This is a genomic window from Acinetobacter higginsii (assembly GCF_000369845.1).
Taxonomy (GTDB): Bacteria; Pseudomonadota; Gammaproteobacteria; order Pseudomonadales; family Moraxellaceae; genus Acinetobacter; species Acinetobacter higginsii.
The window spans coordinates 521,492-546,204 of sequence record NZ_KB850211.1 but is presented as its reverse complement, the minus strand read 5'-3'; the positions used below and the strand labels follow the sequence as shown (position 1 = coordinate 546,204).

Sequence of the window (24,713 nt, the reverse complement as noted above, 5' to 3'; positions counted from 1 at the left end):
CTGTCTATTCGGTTTTGCACAAAATCCTTATTGTGATTTTAAGGTGAACCTTTTAGTTTAACCCTTTGCTTCAATTAAAAATGCCCATCATGTCTCTAAAAACAATTTTGCTCAGTGTTGCTTCCCTGCTTCCACTTCATGCTACTTTTGCACAACTACCACAGGACTCAAGACGTGCTGGTGGTGTTGCTGTGATCCCGCTTCCAACAAACACCACACAAGTTTTTTATGAACAAAAACCCGTCTTGATTACACAACAAGGGACACAACGCTATGCCGTGTTTGGCATTCCACTTTCCGCTCCCTTAGGTGGCTTGACCTTAACAAGCAATACCACACCAATTCAAATCGAAGTAAAGCCTTATCAATATGCCGAACAACGTTTAACGGTTAAAAACCAAGACTATGTCAATCCCAGTCAAGATCAACTCGACCGTTATGCTCAAGAAGCAAAAGAGCAAAATGATATTTATAGCTCTTTTTCCCAAAGCCACTGGACCCAGTTTCCTAACTTTATTCGACCTACGGCAGGTAAATTTAGTAATTCATTTGGCAGAAAACGCTTTTTCAATGGCGAAGAACGAGCTCCTCACTCCGGTTTAGACATTCCTGCGCCTGTTGGACAAAAAGTAGTAGCGCCTGCTGATGGGGTCGTCGTACAAACAGGAAACTATTTCTTTAATGGCAATACTGTACTGATTGATCATGGCCAAGGCTTAATCAGTATGTTCTGTCATTTGAGTAAAATTAATGTCGTAAAGGGACAGCAGATTCATCAGGGTGAAACACTGGGATTGGTTGGTAAAACCGGTCGAGTCACTGGACCACATTTACACTGGGGAATGAGCCTGAATAATGCGCGAGTAGACCCACAATTATTTCTAAAATAAAAAGAAAAGCTTATAAAGAAAAGTGATCTATAAAAATAGATCACTTTTTAGAAAAACTTAATAATTTATTGTTTAAGCAGCTTCAACAATTTCAAAATCATGAGTAATTTCAACACCGCCATCTGAAAGCATTTTACTGGCTGAACAATATTTTTCTGCAGAGAGTTCAACAGCTTTTTCAACTTGCTTACTTTTCACTGCTTTACCTGTCACCACGAAATGCAAATGGATTTTAGTGAACACCGCAGGAATGGAGTCTGCTCTTTCTGCTTTGAGGTGACATACAACATCCGTCACATCTTGGCGAGATTTCTTTAAAATGGTCACAATATCAAACGAAGCACACCCACCAAGTCCCATTAAAATCAATTCCATAGGACGTGGACCACGGTTTTCACCCCCATATTCAGCAGAACCATCCATCACCAAAGTGTGGCCACTTTCTGATTTTGCCTCAAAAGCAACATTCTCTAACCAATGTACACTTGTTTGCATTGCAACTACCCGAAAAACGTTATAAATTTACTCTGTTCTTGTACACTAACATAAAATGAGTTGATAAGGAATTTCATCTCTTCTGTGTAGAAAAGGCTCTACCAAGGGCCTGTGCGATCGGTTTTATCCAAATTCGGAAATTTTAAGCATGACTTCAAATTTTTCACAACTTAGCACTGATGCTTTATCTCCAGGTCAACTACCTGAATCAGTTAAAGCTTTGCTAAAACGTGCTCATATTAATAGATACCCTAAACGCACCACGATTGTTGACGCTGGAACGGAATCAAAATCACTGTATTTAATATTAAAAGGTTCAGTGTCAATTATCTTACGTGAAGATGACGAACGTGAAATTGTAGTTGCCTACCTAAACCCAGGCGATTTTTTTGGTGAAATGGGGCTTTTTGAAAAGAACCCTCAACGTACTGCAGAAGTACGTACACGAGATGTCTGTGAAATTGCAGAAATCTCTTACGACAATTTCCACGAGTTAAGTAAACAATACCCAGATCTAAGTTACGCTGTGTTTGCTCAACTGGTCCGTCGTCTTAAAAATACTACACGTAAAGTCACTGATCTAGCCTTCATTGATGTGTCAGGTCGTATTGCGCGTTGTTTAATTGACTTATCGGCTCAACCTGAAGCAATGATTTTGCCAAATGGTCGTCAGATTCGTATCACTCGCCAAGAGATTGGTCGTATCGTGGGTTGCTCTCGCGAAATGGTTGGACGTGTCCTCAAGACACTTGAAGATCAAGGTATGATTCAAACTGATGGTAAAGCAATCTTAATTTTTGATGCTTCTTTAGAAGAAAATAATTTTACAGAAGAAGAATACGATGACGAAGACTAATTTGATCTAAGATCGAATTAACTCTTAAACAAAGCCAGTGCTCGTCACTGGCTTTCATTTTTTAACAAAGAATAAGCCTTACTGATTACATAATTACAATGATTATAGAGATATTCAGAATATTAACTGCTGCCAACATTTTCTATAATCCACCCTAATCAAGACTATATTCATAAGATACTGATTTGGAGAGAATAAGTATGAAGAAATTAGCTTTAAGCCTTTGTGCCATGACCGTAATGACAATTTCTGGCTGCGCATCTTTCGCAGACATGGCTGGCGCAGATAGCGCAACTTTAAATGCTCAATCTGCACAGAGCTTCGCAAAAATGACGCAAGAAGCACGTGCTAAGAACCAACTGGATAGTAGTTCAAGTACTTATCAGCGTATCAATACTGTATTTAATCGCTTAAAACCGTATGCTGATCAAATGAACCAGACTGGTCAACGTTTTCAATGGCAACTTGCAGTACTCAAATCGGATACTGTTAATGCCTATGTAGCACCAGGTGGTAAAGTTGTTTTCTATACAGGGATTGTGAACAAGCTTAATTTAACCAATGATGAAATTGCTGCGGTAATGGGCCATGAAATGACCCATGCGCTCGAAGAACATGCCAAAAGTAAAATTGGTGCTCAAGCTTTAACAAATCTTGCGATTGGCATTGGTAAATCGTATGCAGGTAGCAGCATAGGTGATCTAGGCAGCGCAGCAATCGATTTAGGCAGTCAAGTGGGGATCGGCTTACCATACTCACGTAATTTAGAGAGCCGTGCCGATTATGGTGGTTTAATGCTCATGGCGAAAGCAGGCTATAACCCAAATGCAGCAATCAGTCTATGGGAAAAAATGAATCGTTTAGATGGCGCTGGTGGCGGTTCATTCTTATCAACTCACCCATCAAATACTCAACGTATTGGTGATATGCGTAAAAACTTACCAGCTGCTTTGGCTGTTTATAACCAACGCCGTTAATCAACAGCCCCTTAAATTCTTAAGTTCGGATTTAAGGGGTTTTTCGTATCAACTCATTTATTACTGAATCAAGCTCACATTAATCGCAAGTGCAACATATGCGTTGCGATGGTATGACGGATATGATCAGGCCGAGCATGAAAATAACGCTCACTTAAACCATCACCTGATAAATCCTCAGTAACGATATACCCCATTTTTTCTACAGCCTGATGTAGTGTCTTTGGTCTAAATTGCCCTTTTAAGGGTTCTTTTAAAAACCGAGTAAATTGCGACACAAACAAGGTGCCTAAACGCTCTATACCCTCCAACTCTCGATAGTCAACCGAGTAATCCAAGACCACTTCACTTCCCTTTGCTGCTATCTGACAAATACTTGCCAAAGTATTTAAGGTCGTTGCTGGTTCTAGATAATGTGTTGTCCCCAACCATGAGAAAAATGCAGCTTGATCCTGCTTAAAGGTACTTCTTGTTAAAGCATCTGCAATCGATTCTTTTTCAAAATCAATCGCAACAAATTCAACATTCGCTGGAAGTGCGCCATATTGGCGTAATTTGCGTTGTTTTGCTGCTTGGGTATCTGGATGGTCAACTTCATAAATCTTCAACTGCGGATACTGCTGTGCTTGTCGCAGGGTAAATGAATCTAATCCCGCCCCGACCAATACATATTGTACTACGCCCCGCTCAATCGCTGCGTGGAGTTGATCTTCGGCGTAGCGTGAACGCCCAACCACCTGTCCAGTCAATAAGCCAAAAGTACGGTTAAACACCGATGAATTCATCACTTTCACAGTTAACGAAGTGGTTAACAGTTTCTTCCAGCCCGTACTGGTTAACTCAAAAGCAAAAGGGTCGGAAAAGACTGGATTTTCAGCATTTTGAAAATGATTGGCACGTAATGCTGCAGCTGCTTCAGCTGTACGACTCGATTGTCCTTCTTTCATTTTGATTCCCCATTTTTATTACTATCTTGCAAAAAATAAGCAGCAAATTCCATCGCTAGACAAAATTTACTGCTTATTAATGACCAAATCAAAAATTATTTAGTTTTTTCAGTTTGATACGTCACTTGATAATCATTTAAGTCCATACGTTTCAAACGTTGCTTTAACTTTTTCAATGACCACGGCCATGCAGCAAAGTTACGGCCATTGGCATCCAAGTAGTAACTCTTACAACCACCGGCATTAAACACGGTAGTTTTAAGATGTTTTTGCACCAGTTCATTATGATGTTTGATCACTTCAGGCTTGATATTCAGCTTGGCGATGCCTTTGTCTCTAATTTTGAGTAGACCATCCACAATATAATCGAGCTGTGCTTCAGCCAAACCAATGAATGAGTCATATACTAAGACATTTGGCCCTAAAACCAAAAAAGCATTCGGGACATTTTCAATGCTGGTACCCAAATAAGCTTCTGGTGAACTACTTTTCCAAAGATCATTCAGGCATTCGCCTTTTTCATTTGAGACACGTTTGCCAATCGGTGGATGCGATACTTCAAAGCCAGTTCCCCAAATGATCACGTCCACTTCATGACGTTCACCATTCGCAGACACCACCGTATTACCTTCTACTTTTACCAATCCATGTGGAATCAGTTTGGTATTCGGTTGTTGTAATGCTGGATAGTAGTTGTTGGCGAACAACAGACGTTTACAGCCGATAGTAAAGTTTGGTGTTACATTTTTACGTAACTCAGGATCTTCAATTTGGAAACGTAAAATCAATTTCGCCAATTCGCCAACAGGCTTGAGCACTGCTGGGTTACGTAAACCAAAATTGATCGCATTTAAAGACTGAGCAACTGTTTGACGCCACGTCTTTTGAATCAATGGAAATTTTTCAATCAGGGCTTTACTAACATCACCTAAATCAGTGTCGGGCTTTGGTACCACCCAAGGAGCTGTACGTTGATAGACATACAACTCTTTCGCCAAAGGCTGGATCTGAGGAACAAACTGAATCGCAGAAGCTCCTGTTCCAATCACAGCAATACGCTTGCCAGTTAGATCGTAATCATGGTTCCATTTCGCAGAATGGAACATTTCACCTTTAAAGGTTTCCAACCCTTCAAGTTTTGGAATTTGCGCCTCGGTAATTGGACCCGTTGCAAAAACCACAGTTCTCGATAAGTATTGACCTTTATTGGTATCAATCACCCATAGATTACGCTCTTTATCCCATGCTGCATTCAATAGCTCTGTACCAAATTCAATTTTTGAGCTGACATTAAAGTTTTCGCTCACTTCTTCTAAATAGCTCAGAATCTCTGGCTGGCGAGCGAACAAATGACTCCATTTTGCGCTTGGTGCAAATGAATATGAATACAACGCCGATGGTACATCACAGCCACAACCTGGGTAGGTATTTTCGCGCCAAGTTCCTCCTACGCGTGTCGCTTTCTCAATGATCTTGTAGTTGCTATAACCTACTTGATCAAGACGAATTGCAGTTGCGATACCCGAAATCCCCGCGCCTACGATAAAACTATCATAGATGTGTTGTGGTAAAGCCTTTCCTTCAGCTGAGTTTAATTTTTTTGCTTGAGCTGTCATTTAAAAATATCCTTTATTCATACAACTGAAATAAGCCTGTCGCTAATCGAATTTCGTCTTATCTCAGTATTTAAAATCTTTTATCCGAGGCAATTACTTCATGAATCGGTACGATGTGCCTAAGAATTTTGCATACAAATTTGGCGCAGTACGTTTCATTAGCCAAAACAACTTAGCATCGATTTGTGGAATGGTATAAAGCTCACCTTTATCCAAACGATCCAAGGTCAGTTTGGCCACCTTGTCACTGGTAGTAAAAGCCAAATTGGTTAAGGCATAATCTAAAAGCCCTTTATGCGGGACTTTGCCATTTTTAATGATATTGGTCGGTACTAAAGTTGGACAAAGCACATTGACCTTGATATTCGATTTTCGCAGTTCAGCCGAAAGTGTTTCTGACAAGGCACGAACACCTGCTTTAGATACGTTATAAACGGTCATTTCTGGTGCTGCAGTATAAGACGCTGCTGATGCCACATTAATAATTGCACCATGCCCAAGTTGTTTAAACTTCGGTACAAAAGCTCGGCAGCCGTGGATCACACCCCATAAATTAATATTCATGCACCAATGCCAATCTTCAGAAGACATTTCATCAAACTTGCCTCCTAGACCAATCCCTGCATTATTAATCACCAATGTGACTGGATTCTGCATCAATTGTTGGGCCTGCTCAGCCAACTGATTGACTTGCTCTTCTTTGGCAACATCACATTGCACAGCAAAGGCCTTGGCTCCAAGTGCCTCAACTAAACTGACTGTTTCTTTTGCTGCATCAAGGTTAATGTCCGAACACACCACTGTGCCGCCACGTTTTGCCAGTTCAAGTGCAAAACTACGACCAATCCCACTTCCTGCACCAGTTACCACAGCAAATGCTTTTTGGCTTGGCTTGGATTTTTTCCCGAATAATTTCATCTTTGTTTTCCAATCTTTTCGTATGGATATGGACCAAGTTATGCAGTTGCTGCACGTACAGGGGGTACAAACTCTTTAAGGAAATAAGGACTTAATAAACCTGTTTCAGGGTTTAATAAACGTTCTTTGTAATACGCCATATACGCGGTGGTATCATGGTCATTGGGATGAAAACTTGGACGTAAATATTCAAGAATGTGCATAAAGCTACTTCCAAATACCCCACGCTCGCTACCGAACAGTAAAGCTGTGCTTTCCACAATATCTTTCATATAACGAGGATTAATCAGGTTGCTTGGCTTACGGACAAATGGCATTAGATAACCACCCAATGACACACCACCTAGGATGGTTAAGCTTGCCAACAAGAAACCTGTAATTCTGAGCCAATAATTACCAGATAACTCAAGAAAGACATCGTACGCAATATCTTTATGCTCAGACTCTTCCAACATGTGCCACATCCACATGGCACGCTGTCTTTCGTCTTGAGAACCTAACAGGTATTCTTCGTGCTGCATCATGAATTCGGCAAGTACAGCGGTATAATGTTCAATGCCTGCCATCAATGAAAGTTGTAACGATTGTGGAAGTTTATAGATGCCATATTCGAAAACTTTTCCTGCAATTGCGCGAAGTAGCTCAACTGGATAACCATTTTCTTTCAAGACTTCATCATTAAACTGATTGTGGATTTTTGAATGAATCGCTTCTTGTCCAATCAAAGATGTGAGCCGTTGTTTTAAAATCGGATCTTCAATAAAGTCACGATGATGACGTGCAGTATCAATTACTACATCTTCACCAAAAGTGAGAAAGATGGATAAAGCATGAAAATAAGAGGTGGCAAGCTCTTTATTTAAAAAGAACCTTTCATCCAATTCTGCTGGGTTGAATTTGAAATCAAAATGGCGAATTGGAATCGGTGACTTATTCGCAAGATTTTGAATAATGCCCTGATATTTGGTACTGAGTTTGTCTGAGAAGACATTTCGAAGAACTTGAGCGACCATGTCTTAATTCCCATAGAGAGAGTAAAAATAAAATCAGACAGCAATGCATCCATCAAAAATCGTAAAGTTGTCTATAAGATTATTTCTGCAACGTTAACAACTTCAATTCTTCAACTTTAAGTTGGGATGCCCCCATACACGGGTCAGCTGAGAATGGTTATTTGCATAGTGCATGAGCAAAATAACGGCAACAAGAACCAAACTGCTCATAAGACATTGAGCTTTTTTGCCAACTCATTACCTTTATTTCACAACATATTGCTTACCTATGATTCAACAATTAAGCCGCTTGTACCTTAGGCGTAAACTCTTTCACAAAGAATGGATGCAATGCACCGCCCTCGGATAAAAGTTTCTTTTCGTAGTATTCAAAATAAGCTGTCGCATCATGATCATTTGGATGAAAATCAGTGCGTAAATAATCAAAAATACGGCCCTGAGTACTTCCAAAAACGCCATCCTTCGGACTAAAGATCAGCTTGACACCACGTCGTGCATCTTTCCAGAATTTCGAAGTCAACATTTCTTGTGGCTTACGTAAGATAGGTACCATGGTTGCCGAAAATGGGATCAATCCAAGAATGGTGAAATAAGCAAGCAAGAAACCTGAGATCCGTAAGGCATAGTTACCATTCAGTGTTTGATAGACATCATAGGCAACATCTTTATGCTCTGATTCTTCAAGCATATGCCACATCCATAGTGCACGTGTTTTCGCATCATCAGAGAAATAGAAATTCTGCTCATGCGCCATCATGTACTCTGCCAGTACAGCAGTAAAATGCTCAATCCCAGCCATTAATGACAGCTTCAAAGGTTGAGGGAATTTCAAGAAAATGTGATCAAAAAATTGTTCACCCAAGAAACGATAGAGTCTTACTGGATAATCCAGTTCAACAATTGCATCATTAAACTCATTATGTAGTTTGGAGTGAATTGCTTCCTGACCAATTAATGAAGTCACACGCTGTCTTAAGATCGGGTCTTTCAATTGATCACGGTGGTGACGTGCTGTTTCAATCACCAAATCTTCGCCATAAGTTAAAAATACTGACAGGGTCGCGAAGAAAATCGTGGCGAATTGATTATTCATATAGAATGAGAGATCAACTTGTTTGCCTTCAAATCCGATGGCCAAGTGACGAATTGGAATACTTTTTTTACTCGCAAAATCAATTTGCTCAGTTATTGGGTTAGATTTAAATAAACTTAAACCTTTCTTTAATGTGCTGCTAATCATGGCTACACCTACCTACTTCACTTGAGCGTCATTTGCCCTTTGACATGCGTTGCATCGGGTTCATCTCTTTTCATCCTTCTCCTCATTTGAGAAGTCTGAAAAAATATTCGGGAGATTTTTTTGAACCTGATCCTAATATGAAATTACTTTAAACCGATCTTATGTTCGGATTCAATTCGGGTAATTTTCGACGTTTTAACAGGTAGATTTTTCATAAAAGTTGTTCGTTGTTCATTTTTTAAAACAGAAATAAGTAAAACTTAATTTTAACTTTTATATTTAATATCAAATAGATAGTTAAAATTAAAAACAAATATTATTGATGTAAATCCGTATCTGTCTTTAAGAAGACAGATTTTATTACAGATAAAATACAAATATTAAAAAGCATGTAATTTTATTTGTTCGGATTAATTTACTCTGACTTCCCCTGCTTTCAACCGCATGTTAATCTGAAGTTATGTTCGGATTTTAATAATAAGATTTTATGGCAACTCGTAAACCACGTCAGTCACGTTCTAAAGTCACAGTAGATACCATTATTGAAGCAGGCTTTATTGCAGTAGCAACCAATGGTACCAGCGGGACCACCACGCGGCATATTGCTGATATTGCAGGGGTCAGTGTTGGCTCGCTGTACGAATACTTTAAGAATAAAGAAGAAATTTATGATGCGATGGCCAGAACTTTTGTCAAAGAAGTCTTGGATATGGTGAAAGAACTCACACCGATCATGATTGAGCAGGAACTCGAACCTTTATTTGAGATGATCTTCTATACCTTCCGTGATCTGCTGACACGCGATGATGACCGCTATCTGATCTGCCTACGCTATGCGACAGAACTCAAATATGAAAAATATATAGGTCAAATTGAGATGGCACTGATGGAAGTCTTGATGAAGTATATGATTCGCCACCCTCGTTACCTAAAGGTCAATAATCTTAGCGTGACAGCTTATATCAGTATTAATAGTAGTATTTTCAATGTCGCTCGTCATTTGATCTTACCCAATCCACAAATTAGCTTTGATGAAATGGTCAAAGGTTTAAGTACCATGATTATTAGTTATATCGAAGCAGAATTAGCAAAAGCAGGAAATTAAAAGCCAGCTTTCGCTGGCTCAGTTTAACTTTAGAATGGTCTTGCACCCGCCAAACTAACACGTTTCAATAAACGACGTTGCTCGGCTGGAAAAGCTGTGCGCGAATGTAAGGTCAGTTGGTTATCCCAATAGACAATATCCCCAATTTCCCACTGATGTTCATAACGATATTGAGGTTGCACAATATGGGCTCTTAAGCGGTCGATCAATGCAGCACCCTTTTGATCGTCATAACCTACGACTTCCACTTCGGTTTGCGCATCCAGATAGATACCACGACGACCACTTTCAGAATGGGTACGAACTAATGGATGCGGGAATGCAGCGCCTAATATCGGTTGATCAGAAAAGCGATATTTTGGAATTGGGCTTTTATCCTTTAAGCGTAAAAATGGATTATACGTAATCAGTTGCAGCCCTTCGATCTCATCTTTGGTTTCCTGATCTAGGTCTTCATAGGCCTGAACAGTATTATACCAACTGGTCGCGCCTCCATCTTTTGGAAGTTCAATTGCGTAAAGCAAGGATCCACTAGAAGGCTGCGGTGTCCAGTGATGGTCACTATGCGGGGTGAGTTCGCCATGACCGGTATAATCGCCTTCTCCAACCGCATTGGATACCGGCACGATATCAGGTGGTGCATTGGTATCGTTGCGCGTTGCCAATACAGGTACATCTGTTGGTGGACGGAAAATTCCGCCAAAGTAACTGGCAAAAGCAAGTAAGTCATTGTCTTGCAAGTCTTGCGCCTTGAAAACCAGAATTAAATGTTCATGTAATGCCTTTTTCAGCTTGAGAATCACTTCCCCGCTTTGTGGTTTGCTGGCATCTAAACCAGTTACAATCGCTCCCAATGCGCCTTCGATTGGTGTGATTTGTACGGTATCTAAACTATGTTTCTTGTATTCATGCCAACGCGGTGCATTTTCGATCGCGGCTGAAAGCTGTGTGAGTACGGTCATTTTGTTTCCTATAGATCATTCATTATATTTTTCAAAGCATCGAGCTTTATTCATGATTCCCCAATCACAAAAATAGTGATTCAGTTAAATATATGCAAACCGTGAAATATAAGAACCAATATTTTTATATTAATTTATTTATTTTTATGATTATAAAATTCAGCTTACCTGGGATTACCAAGCAAACTGAAATTGATGAAAATCGTTAACAACAGGAATAACTAAATGATCTTCGACTGCATGACTAAAATCAGTCAAAATATCATTTCTAATCGCAGCAAGTCGGACATCTTCACGAACACGTGGGTGTGGCAAATGAACAGGAACAATCCGCTTGATTCGACCTGGATTCGGTTGCATCACCACCACACGATCACCGAGGAAAACCGCCTCCTCCACATCATGCGTCACAATAATCATGGTAATTTTTTCGGTTTGCCAGATCCGTTGTAATTCCTTTTGTAGATTGGCGCGTGTTAGTGCATCTAGTGCGCCAAAGGGTTCGTCTAGCAACAATATTTTAGGTCGATTAATCAGGCTTCTCGCAATCGCAACACGTTGACTCATGCCCCCTGAAAGCTGTGCTGGATAAGCATCTTTAAACTTAGTCAAACCAACCAACTCAATATGCTCATCAATCAACTGATTCTGTTCCGCAACCGTTAATTTACGATTTAACAATGCAACCCGAATGTTATCTTGTACATTCAACCAAGGAAATAATCGATGATCTTGAAAGACAATACCTCGCTCTAGACTGGTGCCTTGAATCGGTTGTCCATCGACTAAAATCTTACCTTCAAATTGATCATCCAAGCCGACGAGTAACCGTAATAAAGTTGATTTCCCGCAGCCACTACTGCCAACGATACTGACAAATTCCCCCGCTTTAATCTCTAAAGAAATATCATCCAATACAGTTAAGGCATGTTCTTGGTACTGTCCATATGATTTATTGAGATGATTAATTTTTACTGAACCAACATTTAATGATGTCATTTTAGCCCCCTAAAATAGAAATAAAAAATATAATAAAAACAATCTTCACTATATTTTTGATATGACTTTCTATAGTTTTGCCAAAGCAACTTCTGTCGACTTAATTAAAACAATGACTTCACTACCTAATTCTAAATTTAGATTTTTCACTGATCGTGTCGTAATCACTGAAGTAAAAACTCCCGCAGGTGTTTCTACATCCACCTCAGAAACTACACTTCCTTCAATAATCTCTTTAACCACACCACGAAACTGATTACGCACATTAATTTGAGGAATACTCATCTTTCACCACTTTGCATCTGTTTATTAAATTGTGTACTACCATATTAGGCAAAGCATAAATATTTAGAACTATTATTTTTGAATATTTTTTGATTAAAAAATTATATTTATTTTCAATCATTGATTATTATTTTTTTAGCAAAGTAATTTCCAACCAATAAAAAGGTGAACTTCTGTCACCTGATTATTTAATACAACTAGCCCAATAACTCTTCCAACATAATATTGACTACTTTATCGTTTCCCACTAAGCCGTATTTGACCAATCGTGCACGCACGATATTGCGACTAATCCCTAAAAGCTTTGCTGTTTGCACCTGATTACGATGGCAATATTCATAAGCAATACGAATCGTGGCTTCCTCAATCAAGCGATCAAGATTTTCATTTTTCAAGGCATGGGAGGACTCAAATAAATTCAGAAGTGCATGCTGCAACATTTGTTTAGGCAATAAATCTGTTCGTGGAATGGTTTGCGTACTTTTTTCCAAGTCAGAAATTTGTCGTAAATTTAGGCTACTGGATAAGGATGCAAAGCAAAAATCTGTAGGTTGGATTTGATGGTTCTTGCAGACCAGTAAGGCATGATGAATAGCATTTTCCAATTCTCGAATATTACCCGGATAGCCATAGGTCAATAGTTTCTGAACTGCGCTTGGGCTCAGTGTCGCAATCGGATAACCCAAACGCTTACAATATTGGGCAATAAAAAAATTAGCCAACGGCAGAATGTCCCCTGGACGTTCGGCCAAAGGTGAAACCTTAAGCAGCGCCACATTTAGTCGATAAAATAAATCTTCGCGAAACTTACCTGCTTGAACTGCCTCATCCAGATGGACATTGGTTGCGGCAATGACACGGACATTCAGCTTAATTGGTTTGAGTGAACCCACCCGAACAATTTCACGCTCTTGCAAGACCCGTAACAATTTCACCTGCATCGCAGGAGATAAATCACCGACTTCATCCAAAAACAATGTGCCATGATTGGCCGCTTCAAACCAACCCGCCTTGCTATTGATTGCACCAGTAAATGCACCTTTTTCATGTCCGAAAAGTTCACTTTCCGCCAATGATTCTGTAAATGCACCACAATTTACTGCCACAAAAGGACCACGACTACGCTGGCTCATCATATGTACCTGACGGGCAACCAATTCTTTCCCGGTCCCAGTATTGCCAATAATCAGGACGCTGGCCTCACTTGGTGCTATCTGTTCGATACGATCCAGCAAATCTCTTGATTTTTGATCTTCAAAAACCATTGCTGTGGCACGCTCAGTTCGCGATAAAGTCTGATTTTGTGGATAAGTAATGAATGACATGCATTTACTTCCCTATTGTTCTAAAAGAGAAGTTATCTTGCATGACTATTTGCTCAAATAGAAATCAGTAATTCACCTTTGTTATTTCCATTTATTAAAATAGAAACAAACGTCAGTTAATCAAACCACAAAGATAATTAATTTTGGCTATATTCATTATATTGATTGCTATATATCTTTTTATAATCAATCTGATTTTGTTTTAACTGACCTTCTTCAATTAAATTATCCACCCATATTTTAAAATCATCATTTTTAAATTTTCCAGCAGTACTTGGAATTCCCCACTGTGTCCAATATTTTAACATGGCATTATTTTCAGGGCGTTTACGCCTCTCCAAAATCTGCTCGAAGCGTGCGATCACCTGATCCCTCGGTTGTTGCCTAGACCATTCAATCGCTTTGGCAATGCCTGTGACCACTTTACGGGTAGTATTCGGATGTTCAGCTACATAGCGATTTGCCATAACATAAGTTCCAGTCGTCAGATCGCAAACGAGGTCATAATCACGATAAAGACGACGTACACCACCTCGTTCAATTGATGGGCCTGTCAATGGTGCTAAATCTACATGACCATTTCTTAGTGCTTGCTCTGAAGAACCTGGAGGCAATACCACCAGCGTGACCTGATTGATTTCCTCAGGGCTGAGTCCTCCTTTTTTTAAGTACGTCTTGAGCATATATTCCACTTGTGCGCCTAGAATATTAGTGCCGACCTTTTTACCAATTAAGTCTCTGGCTGAATGAATTGGACTATTTTCAAGAACATAATAGCCAGCAAAAGGATCATCGAAAGTCCCATAGGCAGCAATCACAACAGTGCCGGGTACGCCACTGGCGACCATTTTAACCGCTGAACCTGCAAAACTTGGACTACTAATATCACTATCACCTGACAAAGCAGATTGAATACCTTGTGGCCCGCCTGTGGAAACACCCTGATAGCTTAATTTGATTGGTACGAGATAACCTAAATCCTCAGCCAATTCCAATGGTGTAACCACGCCCGGTGAACCTAAATATTTAAATTCTAAAGATTCAAGTCCATCCACTGCGTCCAGTTTCGATTCTTGTTTCACACATCCCAACAAGATGAGTGACATTGTCACCATACAACTCAGATCAAATAGATGCTTTGCCCAGCCTTGCTTAAACATGTCAATCTACTCCTGACTAGCGTTCAATTTTCCAAGCGGTCAAACGCTTTTCGATCGCAAGCAGACTGTAATTAAACAATAGACCAATCGTGGTAATACTAATGATGCCAAAGAACATTTCAGGAATCTGGAAGTTATATTGCGCATAATTAATCAGATAACCCAGACCTGCTTTTGCCCCCACCATCTCAGCCGCAATCAGCATCAATACTGAAAAAGATCCTGCCAAACGCACCCCCACAAAAATCGTTGGAATTGCAGCAGGCAAAATCACTTTACGGAATAACTGAATCGAACTCAGCCCCATGGTTCGTGCAGACTTGATCAACAATGGATCGACATTTCGAACACCACTAATCGTGTTCAGCAAAATTGGCCATGTGCAGGCATAGGTCACCAATGCAATTTTCGAACTTTCACCAATCCCAAGAAAAAGAATAAACACGGGTAATAAAGCTAATGCAGCCGTGTTGCGGAACACTTCCAATAAAGGACTCAGAAACTCGGAAAAGCGTGTGTACCAACCAATTGCCAGTCCCAAAGGAATCGCGACAATGATCGCAAAAATAAAACCACTGAGAGAACGGATTAAACTGGCTTGCAAATGCGTCAAAAGTTGGCCATTTTGAATCAAGCCCCAACCACTGAGCAACACGGTAGAAAATGCTGGCAAGAAAGCGGAATCGACCAAACCAATACGCGGTACGATTTCCCAGATGGCTAAAAAGAGTAAAATCGCAGCTGATCGTTTAAAACTTGTGGAAAACCAGCTTAGATTGAGATCGGACCTAAAGGAACTCACCTTTGGCGAAGAAGAAATTGAACTAGACTGAATTGTTTTTGGAAACGTTAATGTCTCTTTTGTACTCGACATAATCACCTCTACTTCTTGTTAATCTTTAAAATACATTGTGCTTAAGCAACCAACTGCTTCTGTTTTTCCTGCTCTTGGGCTTTTAATACTTCTTCACGTAATAAGCTCCAGATCTGATGGCGCAGTTGGCTGAACTCTGGACTGGAACGTACATCCTCCTGATCGCTTCGTAGCTCAGCAGGAACTTCAATCACCTGTTTGATTCGCCCTGGACGTGAGGTCATGATGGCAATGCGCTGCCCCAAATAAATGGCTTCATCAATACTATGGGTGATAAAAATGATGGTCTTCTGAGTCTGTTGCCAGATTTTGACCAATTCAGCCTGTAAGGTTTCACGGGTCTGCGCATCAAGTGCGGCAAAAGGTTCATCCATCAATAGAATGTCTGGGTCATAGGCCAGACTACGTGCAATTGCGACTCGCTGTTTCATACCACCTGAAAGTTCATTGGGATAATGATGTTCAAACTCTGCAAGCCCCACTAAATTTAAGAAGTACTTTGCCGTTTGATAACGCTGTTGTTTATCAACACCTTTTGCATCCAAGCCAAACTCAATATTTTCTAGGGCCGTTAACCACGGAAATAAAGCGTATTGCTGAAAGACGATACCGCGATCCAACCCCGGTTTTTTAATCGCTTGCCCATCAATAGTGATTTGGCCTGAGCTTGGTGTGGTTAAACCAGCCAGAAGATCCAGCAATGTTGATTTTCCGCATCCACTCGGACCAACAATGGCGACAAACTCACCCGCCTTCACGTCTAAAGACAGATTTTCAACCGCTACAAAATCTTCTGCTTGGACTTTTGCTCCTTTGACTTTTTTGGCGGCAAAAGACTTATAAACATTTTCAATTTTTAATTTTGTGCTCATTGCGTATGCTCCTTACTGCGCTGATCGTCAGCTACATTTTTGTTTTCACTGGCATAGGGATTAAATTGGTTGGTAAATAAGGCATCTGCCTTGACCTGATTAGGTTTGAACTCTCCACGTTTCTCAAATAGGTCAATCCAACGTTGATATTGCGCTGCGTTTAACAATCCACCTTGGCTCACTACGCCATAGCTGCGCCAGTACTGCATCAATACATCGCTTTCATTGCGTTTTCTTTTTTCAATAATGCTTTTAAAGCGGGCTAAGACTTGTTCACGAGGTGTTTGCTTAGTCCATTCCACAGCTTTGGCCACACCTGTGACAAATTGCTTGACCACTTCTGGATGCTGTTGAATAAATTTCTCGGTAAAGACATAACTGCCTGCGGTAAAACTGCCATACAGATCCGTATCTGAGACCAGTTTTCTTAGACCACCGCGTTCTAAGGCCTTGTCTTGGAAAATAGAAACCAGTGCGGCAGCATCTACCTGCCCAGCACGTAAAGCTTGTTCGGTATTGGTGGGAGGCAACACTACGAATTCAACTTGGTTGATTTCATCATTACTTAAACCTTGGCGAGCTAAATAGTCTTTTAAAACAAACTCGTAATGTGCACCCAAAGTATTTACTGCCACTTTTTTGCCGATCAAATCACGCGCTGAATGAATCTGACTATTATTCGGGACGTAATAGCCGACCCAGCTTTTGTCGTCACTGCCATAAGAGGCAACCACTGCTTTGATCTTAATCCCTGCCGCAGCAAGCTTAATGATTGCACCATCAAAAGCAGTTGCCACATCTACATCGCCCGTAGTTAATGCTTGTAAGTCCTGCGGCCCACCTTGCACACTCCCCACATATTTCAACTTTAAGTCACCTAAATAACCCAAGTCTTCAGCCAACTCAGGCAATGACACCACACTGGTTAAGGATTGATAGCGGAGTTCATGTACCTGATTGGCTGGAGTGTCAGATTGTTTACTACATGCAATAAGACTGAGCGCCATTAAACTTAAAACACTGAGCTGCCCAAGCGATTTAAAACGACGTTTGAAAAACTGCCGAAAATTCTGTTGTTTCATTTTATTATTCTCCTAACGTCGCCAAACCAAAATACGACGCTCAGCTAAATTGGCGAAGCTATTCCACGCCACACCGATAAAACCAATCACAATTAAGCCAAATACAATCAGACCAACATCTAAAGCAGCCCGCCCACGAATCACAATATTTCCTAGTCCAACACCATAGTTAGCCAACAGAAACTCTGCCCCGATAGTTGCCACCCAAGCAAAAATTAAACCGAGTTGTAAGCCCAAAAAGATTTGGCTGGCTGCCGCAGGTAAAATCAGTTTGCTCAAGGTCTGCCAAGCATTGAATTGATAGACTTTGGCAACTTCGTATTGATGCAATGGAATTTGTCTTACCCCATCGATGGTATGTAAGGCCACGGGATAAAAGACGGAAAGCACGATAAATAAGATTTTTGCGCTATTGCCATAATCCAAAAAGGTGGTGATTAACGGTAACCAAGCAAACAAAGAAATCTGCCGTAATACATTAAAACTAGGTAAAAATAAATAATTGGCCCAGCGTGAGACCCCCACGACAATGCCAAAAGTAATGGCTAGAATACTGCCCAAGACAAAACCCGTCAGATCACGGAACAGACTTGCACCTAAACCTATCCAAAACTCTTGCTGCTGAAATTGATGAATTGCAATCTGCACCACCTCAAATGGTGCTGGAATGAGTTTAGGATTGACCCAATTCAACTTGGATGCGATCGCCCACAATACAATGAACGCAATCGGGAGCACCAAGCCGTAAACATTTAAATAACTGAAATTAAATCTTGTTTTTGATGTAGACCTAATAGACATATTCAATCCCCTTTAAAATGCACTGCGTTGCCAATGACTAAACCAGCGTTCAACCCAGCCCAAGATATGATCTAAAACAAAACCAACAATCCCGATCACAATGACAGCCATAAAAATAATGTCAGGTTGGATCAACTGCCGTCCCCACACGATCAGATAGCCAATTCCTTCACTACTGGCTAACAGCTCGACAAAAACCAGAGACAACCACGCTTGCATAATCCCCTGACGTAAGCCACTAACAATATTCGGCAATGCAGAAGGCAAAATGACACGGCGAAATCGCTGCCATGTACTAAAGCGATACACCTGAGAGACTTCTAATAAATGCGGAGGTACATTCAAGACACTTCGATAAGTCGCAACCAACACAGGTACAAATACCGCCAGTGAAATCGCTGCAATTTTTAGACTTTCATCAATACCTAAAAAAATCATCAGTAATGGAATCCAGCCAATCACTGGAAATTGCGCAATCAGATTAAAAGTGGGATAAATAAACTTGTGTGCGATACGTGATAATCCAATCAGGAAACCTAAGAACAACCCGACGCTACCCCCGACCAAGACACTCCAAGCAACCCGTTTTAAGCTGATCCATAAATTATCCTGTAACTCATGCGTATCAATCAGCTCCAACGTGGTTTGCCAAACTAAGGCTGGGCTAGGCAAAATTTGTTCAGGTAACCATTGCTTCTGAAAGGCATAATGCCAAACCGCCAATGCAATCGCAGGTAAAACCAAAGCCAATACAATACGAACTGCCCATATGCCGATTTGCTTGAAATAAGGGGCTAAATTGATTCGCTGCCAAGTGTGTTCATTTTCTAATTGAGTTTCGATACTACTCATTTTATTGACCCTCTATTTCTGAATACATTTCAATCTCTAGCGGCGGTGCTATAAAAACTTGTGTAAGTTGCTGAGAAAAGCCGATCAGCCCGCCAAATAAAACCGCTGAAATAAGAAACATCGACTGTAAGCCCCAGTAGTGACCTAACCAACCTCCCACAATGCTTCCCAATAACGCACCTGCAGGTCCTGCCATCGCGGTTAATCCAGACACCTTTGCCATTCCCAAGCGTTCACCCACATTGGCAAACATGGTGAAATTGACGATATGCAGCATGGCGAGACCCAAGCCCAGAATCACAGCACCCACCCAAAGCAGCACGGAAATTTTAGGTATGCCCAACATCACAGATGCCACCGCAACAAAAGCAAAACCCGTTTGATAAAAGCGTTTTATTCCCCATCGTGTCAGCAAAGCTCCCGTCGTAAATAAGGCTACGACAAACACAGCCCCCTGTAGCGTCACCAAACTGGCAGCAATCGTTTCACTCAAACCAAAATCCTTGATTGCAATAACAATAATGAAAAAGCCGTAGTACGCCATCACCGCATTGCTCGCCATTTCAATCAAACTGGTGCGGCGTAAAGCCTGATCTTGCTTTAATAAAACCAATTGCTTGGCAATAACAGCAAGGCTAAATGCCTGGTCCCGCTCTGCCTGATTAATTTCAGTTGGGCCTGCGCCAAAGGCCAAGGGTGCAAACAATATCGGTAAAAGAAAAAGTCCAGCAATCCACCAAAACGCACCTGAGAATCCCACCACACTTACCAAGCTTACTGCCAGTAAAGGGCCAACCAGAAAGAACCCCATCATATGCGTGCCTCTAAACCATCCCGCCTTAGCAGCACCTATGCTTTTTAAATGCTGCATATACACCGTGTTGAGTGAAACAAACCGCATTGGCATGCATAACCCAACCAAAAATGTAGCGAAAATCAGATACCAAACCGTTGGATAGAATGGCACCGTGACATACACCACCGCTGCGAGGAAACTTCCAAGCACAAACATTTTCTTTGGCCCATGCCGTTGTACTAACAGACCAATTGGCAATCCGAAAAGCAAAATTCCGAGACTCTGTACTGCAGCAATCAAGCCCATTTCAAACTCATTGGCTTGTAACTGCACCGCATATAAAGAGGTCACAATTTTTGCAATTCCAATCCCCAAACCTGCACATAAGGCCAAGCCAATAAAGCCCAATACAAAGTGCCCCTGATCCAGTTCGACCTGAGCAACCGATTCCTGACGCATAGGTCATTCCTAAAATGGTGAAAAAATAAACTGGCTAGCCAAAGGCATACACGCCCTTGGCCTAACCCAAATCACAATTACTTTTTACGGTTGCCATTTACATCAAATTTTGGCCAGAAGTTTTCTAGTTTGAGCTCTTGAATCGCGGTATTGAGATACTTCGGTTCAATCCAAGAATCCACATCCACTGGACGGCGAATCAGCTTGTAATCAATTGATTGCTGAACCGATTTCTTTAAAGAATTCACTGCATAATCATCAAAATATGGTGAGTTACGGTCTTTCAGCGAGTAATCATCCCAGTCTTTTTTATAGTCTAGATAAGGCACGCCACTTTGAGCCCATAACTTGTACTGGGTATCACGATTCTTTTCATCGGAACTCCACACGTTATCTTTAATAAATGTGGTCACCACACGCTGCACAATTTGTGGGTATTTCTTCTCAAAATCCTCGCTCACCCATGCCACCAATGGACCATTCAGATTTGGATCTTTACGTACTTCTAAAATACGCTTTGCCACACCACGTGCTTCTAATGTCCAAGGACTGGTAATCAAACCATCAATATCACCCGTGGAAAGCGAGGTTTGAGCTGAATAAAAGTCCTGACTGATCACACGGAAATCTTTTTCAGTGAAACCATATTTCCGTAATAAACGACCGAGAATTAGCTGTTGATTGGTGCCTTTAAACACAGAAATGGTTTTACCTTTTAAATCCGCCAGACTTTTCGCACCTGAATCTGATGGCACTGCAAAATACACAGGTCCAAAACGTCCCGTCACAAATAAAAGTTTGGATTTCAAACCCGTTGAACGTCCGACAATCGAAGGTAGATCGCCATGCCCGATACCAAAATCGACCTTTTTATTGGCTAAAGCTTCATTTAGCGCGGGTCCTGCACCCGGAAAAAATGACCATTTCACCTTGATGCCATCTTTGGCAAATTCTTTTTCCAAAATGCCGCGTAGATTGGCACTTGCATAAGCACTTCCTCCGACTTTAGGTTTTCCGCCTACACCTGCACCGGGAACCCCCAGTCGGATTTCTGTGGGATTGGTTTCAGCAAAAGCTGAGAAACTGGTGGCAACCAGCAAACCTGCCGCTGCACCAATAAATAAATGTTTCGTCAAAAATTTCATTGTGTCATTACTCATATTGGAAAATTAAAAGGTGTATTGGAATTGCGCTTGCACTTCCGAGAAGTCTTTTTGCGCTGCTGTCTCGTGGTCATAGCTCCAGCGATTCAGCCCTAATTGGAATTTGGTGGTTTGTGCGAAGAAGAAATTTAGGCCCAAGGTATGAATATCGACTTTGCCGAATCCATGCCCTGCAATCCCAATCACATCTGCGCCTTTATTTGGGTTATAGCTGTCATAGCGATAGAAGCTCTGAATTGATTTCGGCCAGAAATCATCAAACTTGGCGACGGATTTCACGCTGTTATAAAATTGATCGCCAAAGGTATAAAACAGGGTTGCGGTATGTCCTTCAGACTTTACTTCTGAGGTTGAACCTGTGGCAGTGGCATAATCACTGAGCCCTTTGACATATTCATAAGTCACACCAAACGGTGCATGGTTGTAGTAAATATCAAAACCCAAGCGATCATTGCGACCGTTACCATCGAGAACATTACTGCCTGCAATAACGTTTTTACTGCCTTTGAGATACGAAGCACCAAATTTCAACTCACGAAACCAGCTGGCATAATCAACAGGTAAAGTGAAAGCCACTCGTCCGATATAATCTTTCTTGTCATTGTCATCGACTTTATTGGTGCCATTGCCATTGACGACACCCAGCGCATATTCAAATAACGGTGCGCGATAGTTTGATGAATAATCAACAAATGGTTTGACATCACCACGCACAATCAGACCAGTCTGGCGATTGAATAGACCCAATTGCGCCAATCCTGTTGCAACATTAATGGTTGGTCGTAAATCCTCTGGAGATTGTGGATCTAAACCAAATGGAATCAATTGCTGACCAAAGGTCACATTCAAACGCGGAACTTCTGGCCCCCCATTGGTCGAGGTGAAGTTATAGCGCAAGAATGCATCTGCCAAATTCAGGTCACTGGCACTGCCTGCTGTCCCGACACGTTTGCCATAACTAAAAGAAAGTTGGTAATCGAGATTTTTCCCCTCCTTATAGTCTTTATATAAATTTCCTCTGACCCCGAATAAAGCGGTTGGTACATCAAAAGTATTGCGACGTGGGGTAACGGGCGCTGGATTTCCAGAGGCCGTGTCTTGACTCTGAGCCTGTGCCCGAACTTGTACAGTTCCATATAAAGTCGCATCTCGTGTCGACTTCACCGAAGTCCGCTCATATTGACGAGACTGATCATATTTATAGTTTTCTAGATCGCTACGGAAACCGGCCAATTCGCTTTGAGTCGCAAAGCTATGTTCGGTATTTTCTTCTTCCTGAATGCCTGCCGTTGTTTCCTGTTGTGCATTCAATGCTTCTGTTTCAACCAGCTCAGTTGAAGCCTGTTTCTTTTGCTTTAATGCATTGACTTGTTGTTGCAAAGCCGTCAATTGCGCCTGTAACTGTGCTAACGTAGTATCAATATCTTCTGCCGCCTGAGCTGTGCCGCTTCCCAAAAGCGTTGCCATGCTCAAAGCAATGGATAAAGAGAGATGATGTTTTTTCACCAATAAAACCCCTAAAACGAAAATGCTAAAATTTGAGTCAAAAAATCCTGTGTGCGATTGAATCTGCAATCACACTTCAAAAAAATCCCAACGAAATAAATTAAAAAATAAGAGAGAAATTAACTTTCCATACAACAACGCAACATCTTCATCCTGTGCTCCTCAGCCTGCATAAAATCAATCTTTGATTTATCTATCTTGATCTTTGCAAGCCTTATGCCAAAATATAAACAATTGTTTTATATCAATATTAATAAATTAACTTCTTATTTTTCTGTTGATCAGGTGTTGCAAATTCAACACCCTGCTTATGCTAAAACAGCACATTTCAAGGTTTCTATTTCTTATTTTTAGATATATAGGTTAAGTGGTTTTGTTCTGAAAATAAAAAAAGACAGTTGGATTAACTCAACTGTCCTGAACAAAACCAAAGTTAAATTGTAGAAGATGATCTATGCCTTAAGGTGCGGGATTAGGATGGGCTTGATGGATTTGCTCGATTCCCTGGATGACCTCATCAGTTAACTGCAGGTCAATACTTTCAATATTGGTTTTAAGCTGATTGAGATTGGTGGCACCAATAATATTACTGGTGACAAAACGACGACTATTTACATAGGCCAAAGCCAATTGGGCAGGATCTAAATCATATTGTTTGGCCAATGCCACATAACGACGAATTGCATCTTCAGAGGCTTGCCCTTTATAACGGGCAAAGCGTTCCCATAAGCTTAAACGTGCACCTGCTGGTTGTGCACCATCTAAGTATTTTCCTGTCAAAGCACCAAAAGCCAAGGGTGAATAAGCCAGTAATCCCACCTGTTCTCGTATGGCGATTTCGGCATTCCCAATTTCAAAACTACGGTTCAATAAGTTATATGGATTTTGGATAGAAACGACCCGCGCTAAACCCAATGTTTCGGAATACTTTAAAAACTGACTCACGCCCCAAGGTGTTTCATTGGATAAGCCAATATGTCGGATCTTGCCTGCTCGAATCAAATCAGACAAAACTGTCAAGGTTTCTACAATTGGAACCGTGTCTTCATTTTCAACATGGGTATAGCCCAATTCACCAAAATGATTGGTACTGCGATCAGGCCAATGCAGTTGATAAAGATCAATATAATCCGTTTGCAAACGTTTCAGACTATCATGTAACGCCGTTTCAATATTGGCTCGATCCAACTTGGTTTGACCCGAACGGAAATGCGAAGCCTGAGTTAATTTCCCTGAACGCCCCACCACTTTGCTTGCAATCAATACTTGGTCTCGTTTCTGTGACTGCTTTAACCATGTGCCAATATATTGTTCAGTTAAGCCTTGGGTCTCTGGTTTCGGTGGTACAGGATACATTTCAGCCGTATCAATCAGATTTACGCCACGCTCCACTGCATAATCCAACTGCTCATGCGCTTCAGATTCAGAATTCTGCTCGCCCCAAGTCATGGTACCGAGGGCGATGACACTAACATCAATATCAGTTTGACCTAATTTTCTATATTGCATTTTTCACTCAA

General features: G+C 41.0%; 24 protein-coding genes. 4 read left to right on the top strand and 20 right to left on the bottom strand.

What is annotated here, in order from left to right; genetic code table 11:
* Window positions 1-89 precede the first annotated feature (89 nt).
* A complete protein-coding gene (locus F885_RS17355; protein WP_005313104.1) occupies window positions 90-890 on the top strand; it encodes a peptidoglycan DD-metalloendopeptidase family protein in 801 nt (266 codons plus the stop codon).
* A gap of 72 nt (window positions 891-962) precedes the next feature.
* Here F885_RS17355 and F885_RS17360 read toward each other — a convergent pair whose 3' ends face one another.
* The gene (locus F885_RS17360) at window positions 963-1,385 is read right to left on the bottom strand and encodes an OsmC family protein (RefSeq protein ID WP_005313099.1); all 423 of its coding nucleotides are present in this window, start codon (window positions 1,383-1,385) and stop codon (window positions 963-965) included.
* Window positions 1,386-1,533: 148 nt separating this feature from the next.
* On the opposite strand from F885_RS17360, the gene crp reads away from it, so the two are divergent.
* A complete protein-coding gene (crp, locus tag F885_RS17365; RefSeq protein ID WP_004806333.1) occupies window positions 1,534-2,241 on the top strand; it encodes a cAMP-activated global transcriptional regulator CRP in 708 nt (235 codons plus the stop codon).
* Between the two features lie 200 nt (window positions 2,242-2,441).
* A complete protein-coding gene (locus tag F885_RS17370) occupies window positions 2,442-3,218 on the top strand; it encodes a M48 family metallopeptidase (RefSeq protein WP_004806331.1) in 777 nt (258 codons plus the stop codon).
* 74 nt (window positions 3,219-3,292) lie between these two features.
* On the opposite strand, the gene F885_RS17375 is transcribed toward F885_RS17370, so the two are convergent.
* The 5 genes from F885_RS17375 to F885_RS17395 form a co-directional block, all read right to left on the bottom strand.
* Window positions 3,293-4,165 (bottom strand): class I SAM-dependent methyltransferase, encoded by an 873-nt coding sequence (locus F885_RS17375; RefSeq protein WP_005313095.1) that lies wholly within the window; start codon window positions 4,163-4,165, stop codon window positions 3,293-3,295.
* A gap of 95 nt (window positions 4,166-4,260) precedes the next feature.
* Window positions 4,261-5,781, bottom strand: a complete 1,521-nt coding sequence (locus F885_RS17380; RefSeq protein WP_005313092.1) for a flavin-containing monooxygenase — start codon at window positions 5,779-5,781, stop codon at window positions 4,261-4,263.
* Between the two features lie 93 nt (window positions 5,782-5,874).
* Window positions 5,875-6,699, bottom strand: a complete 825-nt coding sequence (locus F885_RS17385) for an SDR family NAD(P)-dependent oxidoreductase (protein ID WP_005212933.1) — start codon at window positions 6,697-6,699, stop codon at window positions 5,875-5,877.
* A 38-nt stretch (window positions 6,700-6,737) separates the two neighbouring features.
* Entirely contained in the window at window positions 6,738-7,712 is a 975-nt protein-coding gene (locus tag F885_RS17390; RefSeq protein ID WP_004806323.1) for a metal-dependent hydrolase, read from the bottom strand.
* A gap of 280 nt (window positions 7,713-7,992) precedes the next feature.
* Window positions 7,993-8,952: a metal-dependent hydrolase gene (locus F885_RS17395; protein WP_005313090.1), complete on the bottom strand. Its 960-nt coding sequence runs from the start codon at window positions 8,950-8,952 to the stop codon at window positions 7,993-7,995.
* 487 nt (window positions 8,953-9,439) lie between these two features.
* On the opposite strand from F885_RS17395, the gene F885_RS17400 reads away from it, so the two are divergent.
* The gene (locus tag F885_RS17400; protein ID WP_004806319.1) at window positions 9,440-10,057 is read left to right on the top strand and encodes a TetR/AcrR family transcriptional regulator; all 618 of its coding nucleotides are present in this window, start codon (window positions 9,440-9,442) and stop codon (window positions 10,055-10,057) included.
* Window positions 10,058-10,086: 29 nt separating this feature from the next.
* Here F885_RS17400 and F885_RS17405 read toward each other — a convergent pair whose 3' ends face one another.
* The 14 genes from F885_RS17405 to F885_RS17470 all read right to left on the bottom strand — a co-directional run bounded on the left by F885_RS17405 (window position 10,087) and on the right by F885_RS17470 (window position 24,702).
* Entirely contained in the window at window positions 10,087-11,019 is a 933-nt protein-coding gene (locus tag F885_RS17405; protein WP_005313087.1) for a TauD/TfdA dioxygenase family protein, read from the bottom strand.
* A gap of 174 nt (window positions 11,020-11,193) precedes the next feature.
* Window positions 11,194-12,018 carry an ABC transporter ATP-binding protein gene (locus F885_RS17410; RefSeq protein WP_005313084.1) on the bottom strand — a complete coding sequence of 275 codons (825 nt, stop codon included), beginning with the start codon at window positions 12,016-12,018 and terminating at the stop codon, window positions 11,194-11,196.
* Window positions 12,019-12,087: 69 nt separating this feature from the next.
* Window positions 12,088-12,303, bottom strand: coding sequence for a TOBE domain-containing protein (locus tag F885_RS17415; protein WP_004654121.1), 216 nt, complete (start codon window positions 12,301-12,303; stop codon window positions 12,088-12,090).
* 197 nt (window positions 12,304-12,500) lie between these two features.
* Window positions 12,501-13,628 (bottom strand): sigma-54 interaction domain-containing protein, encoded by a 1,128-nt coding sequence (locus F885_RS17420; protein ID WP_005313081.1) that lies wholly within the window; start codon window positions 13,626-13,628, stop codon window positions 12,501-12,503.
* Window positions 13,629-13,765: 137 nt separating this feature from the next.
* Entirely contained in the window at window positions 13,766-14,788 is a 1,023-nt protein-coding gene (locus F885_RS17425) for an ABC transporter substrate-binding protein (RefSeq protein ID WP_005313078.1), read from the bottom strand.
* Window positions 14,789-14,804: 16 nt separating this feature from the next.
* On the bottom strand, window positions 14,805-15,662 hold the full coding sequence (locus tag F885_RS17430) for an ABC transporter permease (RefSeq protein WP_005313076.1): 858 nt from the start codon (window positions 15,660-15,662) through the stop codon (window positions 14,805-14,807).
* 41 nt (window positions 15,663-15,703) lie between these two features.
* Window positions 15,704-16,534 carry an ABC transporter ATP-binding protein gene (locus tag F885_RS17435; protein WP_005204473.1) on the bottom strand — a complete coding sequence of 277 codons (831 nt, stop codon included), beginning with the start codon at window positions 16,532-16,534 and terminating at the stop codon, window positions 15,704-15,706.
* Complete coding sequence (locus F885_RS17440) at window positions 16,531-17,616, bottom strand: ABC transporter substrate-binding protein (RefSeq protein ID WP_005313074.1); 1,086 nt, start codon at window positions 17,614-17,616, stop codon at window positions 16,531-16,533. Before F885_RS17440 ends, F885_RS17435 begins: the two co-directional genes overlap by 4 nt.
* 12 nt (window positions 17,617-17,628) lie before the next feature.
* Window positions 17,629-18,417 (bottom strand): ABC transporter permease, encoded by a 789-nt coding sequence (locus F885_RS17445; protein ID WP_005313072.1) that lies wholly within the window; start codon window positions 18,415-18,417, stop codon window positions 17,629-17,631.
* Window positions 18,418-18,429: 12 nt separating this feature from the next.
* On the bottom strand, window positions 18,430-19,269 hold the full coding sequence (locus F885_RS17450; protein ID WP_005313070.1) for an ABC transporter permease: 840 nt from the start codon (window positions 19,267-19,269) through the stop codon (window positions 18,430-18,432).
* A gap of 1 nt (window position 19,270) precedes the next feature.
* The gene (locus tag F885_RS17455; RefSeq protein WP_005313067.1) at window positions 19,271-20,524 is read right to left on the bottom strand and encodes an MFS transporter; all 1,254 of its coding nucleotides are present in this window, start codon (window positions 20,522-20,524) and stop codon (window positions 19,271-19,273) included.
* 77 nt (window positions 20,525-20,601) lie between these two features.
* On the bottom strand, window positions 20,602-21,669 hold the full coding sequence (locus tag F885_RS17460; protein ID WP_004806296.1) for an ABC transporter substrate-binding protein: 1,068 nt from the start codon (window positions 21,667-21,669) through the stop codon (window positions 20,602-20,604).
* Window positions 21,670-21,693: 24 nt separating this feature from the next.
* Complete coding sequence (locus tag F885_RS17465) at window positions 21,694-23,193, bottom strand: porin family protein (protein WP_005313065.1); 1,500 nt, start codon at window positions 23,191-23,193, stop codon at window positions 21,694-21,696.
* Window positions 23,194-23,652: 459 nt separating this feature from the next.
* A complete protein-coding gene (locus tag F885_RS17470) occupies window positions 23,653-24,702 on the bottom strand; it encodes an NADP(H)-dependent aldo-keto reductase (protein ID WP_005313063.1) in 1,050 nt (349 codons plus the stop codon).
* Window positions 24,703-24,713 lie beyond the last annotated feature (11 nt).